Raw genomic sequence first — 6196 nt, 5'->3', positions numbered from 1 at the left:
CGGCATGGTCGAGCGCCGCCTGCACGACGGCGAGGGCCCGGACGGTGGAGGCGACGTCGTGGACCCGGACGCACCACAGCCCGGCCATGGCGGCCATGACGGAGGTGGCCGTCGTCTCGAGGTCACGCTCGGCGGCCGGGCGCGGTGGGGCGTCGACATCGCGACCGAGCCGGCCGAGGAACGTCTTGCGGGAGGCACCGAGCAGCACCGGGTGCCCGAGCCCGTGGAGCACCGGCAGCGCCGCCATGAGCGCCCAGTTGTGCTCGGCGGTTTTGGCGAAGCCGAGCCCGGGGTCGAGCACGAGCCTCTCCGGCGCGATGCCCGCCCCGAGCAGGTCGTCGCGTCGGGCCGCCAGCTCGTCGAGCACCTCGCCGACGACGTTGCCGTAGACCGCCCGGGACTGCATCTGCGTGCTGTGGCCGCGCCAGTGCATCGCGACGAACGGCCGGCCCATGGCGGCCACCAGCGGCACCATGTCCGGGTCGGCGAGGCCGCCGGACACGTCGTTGACGAGCGCAGCACCGGCCTCGAGCGCCGCCGCGGCCACCTCGGCGCGCATCGTGTCGACGGACACGACGGCGCCCTGCCCGCTCAGGGCCTGCACGACGGGCACGACGCGGCGCATCTCCTCTGCCACCGACGGACGCTCGGCCCCGGGGCGCGTCGACTCGCCGCCGACGTCGACGACGTCGGCGCCCGCAGCGAGGACCTCCAGGCCGTGGGCGACGGCGGCCTCCGGCTCGAACCACTCACCGCCGTCGGAGAAGGAGTCCGGCGTGACGTTGACGACGCCCATGACGAGCGTGCGGTCGGTGACCTGCAGCAGCTCCTCGATGCCGGTGGCCGTCACTTGTTGCCCTCGAGCATGAGCGCCATGGCCTCCGCTCGAGTGGCGGGGTCACGCAGCTGGCCTCGCACGGCCGAGGTGATGGTCGAGGCGCCCGGCTTGCGGATGCCGCGCATCGACATGCACAGGTGCTCGGCCTGGATCACGACGATGACGCCGCGCACCGACAGGTGGTCGACGAGCGCGTCGGCGATCTGCGAGGTCAGCCGCTCCTGCACCTGCGGCCGCCGCGCGAACACCTCGACGAGCCGCGCGAGCTTGGACAGGCCCGTGACGCGGCCGTCCTTGTCCGGGATGTACCCGACGTGCGCGACGCCGTGGAACGGCACGAGGTGGTGCTCGCACGTGCTGTAGAGCTCGATGTCGCGGACGATGACGAGCTCCTCGTGGTCGATGGAGAACGTCGTGCTGAGGACCTCCGCGGCCGTCTTGTCGATGCCGGCGAAGATCTCGGCGTACGCCCGTGCCACGCGGGCCGGGGTGTCCCTCAGCCCTTCCCTCTCCGGGTCCTCACCGACGGCGAGCAGCAGCTCGCGGACCGCCGCCTCGGCGCGTGCGTGGTCGACCGCCACCCGTCAGCCCTTCTCGCTGGGGTTGACCGGACGGTCGTCCGGCACCTCGATGACCTCCTGGGCCGGGTGCTCCTCGGCGAGGGGGTGAGCACCGACGGACGCGGCCTCGTCGATCTTCTCCTCCAGCTCGCGGTCGGGTGGGACCGGCGGCGGCAGGTGGCCGTTCTGGCCCGAGCCGTTCTGCGATGCCGCGATCTCGGCCGGCGTCAGGACCGGCGGCCGGTCGCCCGGCACGCGGGTCTGCGAGGACAGCCACGTCGGGCGCTCCGGCAGCCGCACGACGTTCTTGAACACCTCGGCGAGCTCGGCCTGGTTGAGCGTCTCCTTCTCCAGCAGCTCGAGGACGAGGTGGTCGAGGATGTCGCGGTTGGTGTTGATCGCCTCGTACGCCTCGTCGTGGGCGGCCTCGATGAGCTTGCGGACCTCTTCGTCGACGACGCTCGCGACGCGCTCGGAGTAGTCGCGCTCGTGGCCCATGTCGCGGCCGAGGAAGACCTCGCCGTTGGACTGGCCGAGCTTGATGGCGCCGATGCGCTCGCTCATGCCGAACTCGGTGATCATCTTGCGGGCCATGCCGGTGGCCTTCTCGATGTCGTTGCTGGCGCCGGTGGTCGGCTCGTGGAAGACGATCTCCTCGGCGACGCGTCCGCCGAGGGCGTACGAGAGCTGGTCGAGGATCTCGTTGCGCGTCGTCGAGTACTTGTCGTCGACGGGCATGACCATCGTGTAGCCGAGCGCGCGGCCGCGCGGCAGGATCGTCACCTTGGTCACCGGGTCGGTGTGGTTGAGCGCCGCCGCGACGAGGGCGTGGCCGCCCTCGTGGTAGGCCGTGATCTTGCGCTCCTTGGCCGACATGATGCGGGTGCGCTTCTGCGGGCCGGCGATGACGCGGTCGATCGCCTCGTCGAGCGCCACGTTGTCGATGACCTTCCGGTCGCTGCGCGCGGTGAGCAGCGCCGCCTCATTGAGGACGTTGGCGAGGTCGGCACCGGTGAAGCCGGGCGTGCGGCGGGCAACGGCGAGCAGGTCGACGTCGGGGGCCATCGGCTTGCCCTGGGCGTGCACCTGGAGGATGCGGTGTCGGCCGAGCATGTCGGGCGCCTCCACCGCGATCTGTCGGTCGAAGCGTCCGGGGCGCAGCAGGGCGGGGTCGAGGATGTCGGGGCGGTTGGTCGCCGCGATGAGGATGACGTTGGTCTTGACGTCGAAGCCGTCCATCTCGACGAGCAGCTGGTTGAGGGTCTGCTCGCGCTCGTCGTGGCCGCCGCCGAGGCCGGCACCACGGTGGCGTCCGACGGCGTCGATCTCGTCGACGAAGACGATCGCCGGGGCGTTCGCCTTGGCCTGCTCGAAGAGGTCGCGGACGCGGCTCGCGCCGACACCGACGAACATCTCGACGAAGTCCGAGCCGGAGATCGAGTAGAAGGGCACCCCCGCCTCGCCGGCGACGGCCCGCGCGAGGAGCGTCTTGCCGGTACCGGGCTGGCCGTAGAGCAGCACGCCCTTGGGGATCTTCGCCCCGACGGCGAGGAACTTGGCCGGCTCCTGGAGGAACTCCTTGATCTCCTGGAGCTCCTCGATGGCCTCGTCGCAGCCGGCGACGTCGGCGAAGGTGACCTTCGGGGTGTCCTTGCTCGCGAGCTTGGCCCGCGACTTGCCGAACTGCATGACGCGGTTGCCGCCGCCCTGCATCTGGCCCATGAGGAACCAGAAGATCGCGAGGATGACGATGATCGGCAGGATCGAGAACAGCAGGGAACCGAACCAGCTCTGCTGCTCGATGTAGTCGTCGACGCCGTTGGCCGGCTGCTTGGCGTCGAGGGCCTGCACGACCTGGCCGGCACGCGCGTCGACGTAGTAGGCGTAGACCGACTTGGCGTCCTTGACCGCCCCGTCGGGCGACGTGTACGGCTTGGAGAGCGTCAGCTCCATCCGCTCGTTGTTGATCAGCTTGGCCGACGTGACGTTGCCGCTCGTGATCTGCTTCATCGCCTCGGAGGTGTCGATCCGCGGCGGGCCGGACTGGGAGAACATCATCCCGAAGACGAGCGCGCTGATGAGGACCAAGATCCACAGCAGTGGGGTGCGCAGTATCCGCTTAGCGTCCATGTACGTGCGGGGCGGGCAGCCCCGGTCCTCCTGCTCGTCCGGTGGGTTCGTCCTCCGGCTCAACGTCCGGCCACCTACCAGTGTTCCGCATCGCGAGGGTGGCTGACCAACCAGCCCGCACCCGTCCCCGCCCCCGGACCGTGCCGGCGGACGCCTCGCGGCCGGGAGCGTGGCGGATATTCGGTTGCCCGTCGCCTCGGGGGTTGCTGCACTGGAGGGCGCCGCCACGTCGCAGGGACGTGCGGACGGACGCCGGAGAGAGCTCGAGAGAACTCGAGAGAGCTCGAGAGCTCGACGGAGCCCTGAGACAGCCAGAGACCCAGAGAGAAGGGAGAGCGGGATGCGCCGCAGCTTCATGTCACCCGAGCAGGTCAGCCGTACCCACGCACAGGACATGGAGCACCTTGGACACCCCACTCACCTCACCGGTGCCGTCGCGCACCACCAACCTCGGGATCCTCGCCCACGTTGACGCGGGCAAGACCAGCCTGACGGAGCGCCTGCTGCTGCACGCCGGCGTCATCGGCGAGCTCGGCAGCGTGGACGACGGCAGCACCCAGACCGACACGCTCGCCCTCGAGCGGGCCCGCGGCATCACGATCAAGGCCGCCGTCGTGTCGTTCGAGCTGGCCAGCGGTGCGCCGGGCGGACCGCTGACGGTCAACCTCGTCGACACACCGGGCCACTCGGACTTCATCGCCGAGGTCGAGCGCTCGCTCGCGGTGCTGGACGGCGCCGTGCTCGTCGTCTCCGCCGTCGAGGGCGTCCAGGCACAGACGAGGGTCCTGCACCGGGCGCTGCGGCGGCTGGGCGTCCCGACCCTCCTGTTCGTCAACAAGCTGGACCGCACCGGCGCGTGCACCGACCGGGTCCTGCGCCAGGTCGTCGAGCGTCTCGCCGTGACGCCCGTGCTCCTCGAGCGCGGCATCGACGAGGGGACGCGCTCGGCCACCGTCGTGCCGGACGGTCTCGGGGCCCTCGGGCTCGCCCCGGCGGTCGGGACCGAGTCGACGTCCGTGCCCGGGCGCGGACGGCCGGCACGGACGGCCGCCCGCGAACGCGTCGTCGAGGCGCTGAGCCGGGCCGACGACCAGCTGCTCGACGACTGGCTCGAACGCCCCGGTCGCGTCTCCGCCGATCGGCTGCTCGCCGGGCTCACCGACCAGACCCGGCGCGGTCTCGTCTGCCCGGTCCTGCTCGGCTCCGCGATGACCGGCGTGGGTGTCCGGGAGCTGGCGGACGCCCTGCCGTGGCTGCTACCGACGACGACCCCCGACGCGCACGGTCCGCTCGCCGGAACCGTCTTCGCCGTCCAGCGGGGGGCGGCCGGCGAGAAGGTCGCCCTCGTCAACGTCACGTCGGGCTCCGTCGCGGTGCGCGAGCGCGTGGCTCTCCACGACGCCCGGGCTCTCGAGGCCGGCGCCCCGGCGGACGCACTCGCCCCCACGGAGGTCCCCAGCGAGCGCGGCGCTCCCCCGAGGACGGGAGGTCGGGCAGCCGGACGCGCGACCGACCGGGACGCGCGGGTCACCGGGCTGGCCGTCCACGAGGCCGGCGGGGTCACGCGCGTCGACCGCGTCCCGGCGGGCCGGATCGCGAGGGTCGTGGGGCTCGAACGGGCCCGCATCGGCGACCTCGTCGGTGACGTCCGGCTGGCGCGGCCGCTCGTCCACGAGTTCTCGCCGCCGACGCTCGAGACCGTCGTCGAGCCGCTCGACCCCGCCGACCGGGCGCAGCTGCAGACGGCCCTGACCCGGCTCGTCGAGCAGGACCCGCTCATCGACCTGCGCCACGACCAGGTCCGCGGCGAGACGCACGTCTCGCTCTACGGCGAGGTGCAGAAGGAGGTCATCGGCGCGACGTTGGCGACGGACCACGGCGTGGAGGTGAGGTTCCGCACCACGACGGTCATCTGCCGCGAGCGGGTCACGGGGTCCGGTTGCGCCGTCGAGCTGATCGGGGTGGCGCCGAACCCGTTCAACGCCACGGTCGGCCTGCGCGTCGACCCCGCGCCGGCGGGCAGCGGAGTGCGGTTCGCGCTCGAGGTCGAGCTCGGGTCGATGCCACCGGCGTTCTTCACGGCCGTCGAGGAGACCGTCCACGCGACGCTCGGACAGGGGCTCGACGGGTGGCCGGTCACCGACTGCGCCGTCACGATGACGCACTCGGGCTACTGGCCGCGGCAGAGCCACATGCACCAGAAGTTCGACCGGTCGATGTCGAGCACCGCGGGTGACTTCCGCAACCTCACCCCGCTCGTCCTGATGGACGCGCTCCGCACCGCCGGGACCGCCGTCGAGGAGCCGGTGCACCGGTTCGAGCTCGAGGTGCCGAGCGACGTGCTGGGTCAGGTCCTCACGATGCTCGGCCACGTGCGGGCCGCGCCGCGTGAGACGGAGGTCCTCGGCGAGGTGACACGGCTGCGCGGCGAGGTCCCGGCCGAGAGCCTGCACGAGCTGCAGCACCGGGTGCCCGGCCTGACGAGCGGGCTCGGTGACCTCGTGTGCGACTTCGACGGGTACCGACCGGTCGTCGGCCCGCGCCCGTCGCGACCACGCACCGACCTCGACCCGCTCCACCGGCGCGAGTACGTCCTCCGCGTCGCCGGCAAGCTCTGACCCGCACCGAACCCTGTCTCTTATACACATCTGACGCTGCCGACGACGGA

At 71.9% G+C, this 6196-nt stretch carries 4 protein-coding genes; 1 reads left to right on the top strand and 3 read right to left on the bottom strand.

The window, feature by feature from the left end:
- From folP to ftsH, 3 genes are all read right to left on the bottom strand, one after another.
- Positions 1 to 796: dihydropteroate synthase (gene folP, locus ACPYOM_RS20455; RefSeq protein WP_481347356.1), on the bottom strand; the 796-nt coding region annotated here is incomplete at its 3' end.
- 50 nt (positions 797 to 846) lie between these two features.
- A complete protein-coding gene (gene folE, locus ACPYOM_RS20450; RefSeq protein WP_481340315.1) occupies positions 847 to 1419 on the bottom strand; it encodes a GTP cyclohydrolase I FolE in 573 nt (190 codons plus the stop codon).
- 3 nt (positions 1420 to 1422) lie between these two features.
- Positions 1423 to 3528 carry an ATP-dependent zinc metalloprotease FtsH gene (ftsH, locus tag ACPYOM_RS20445; RefSeq protein WP_481347355.1) on the bottom strand — a complete coding sequence of 702 codons (2106 nt, stop codon included), beginning with the start codon at positions 3526 to 3528 and terminating at the stop codon, positions 1423 to 1425.
- A 404-nt stretch (positions 3529 to 3932) separates the two neighbouring features.
- Between ftsH and ACPYOM_RS20440 the strand changes: the two genes are divergently transcribed.
- On the top strand, positions 3933 to 6146 hold the full coding sequence (locus ACPYOM_RS20440) for a GTP-binding protein (protein ID WP_481347354.1): 2214 nt from the start codon (positions 3933 to 3935) through the stop codon (positions 6144 to 6146).
- The last annotated feature ends 50 nt before the right edge of the window (positions 6147 to 6196 follow it).

The organism is Monashia sp. HAY1-2A (assembly GCF_056755315.1).
The sequence above is the reverse complement of the archived record's forward strand: the minus strand, read 5'-3'. Positions and strand labels throughout refer to the sequence as shown.

What these genes read in the sequence shown, in the direction of transcription:
- ftsH (WP_481347355.1), bottom strand. Translation starts at nt 3,528, where the DNA reads ATGGACGCTAAGCGGATACTGCGCACCCCACTGCTGTGGATCTTGGTC.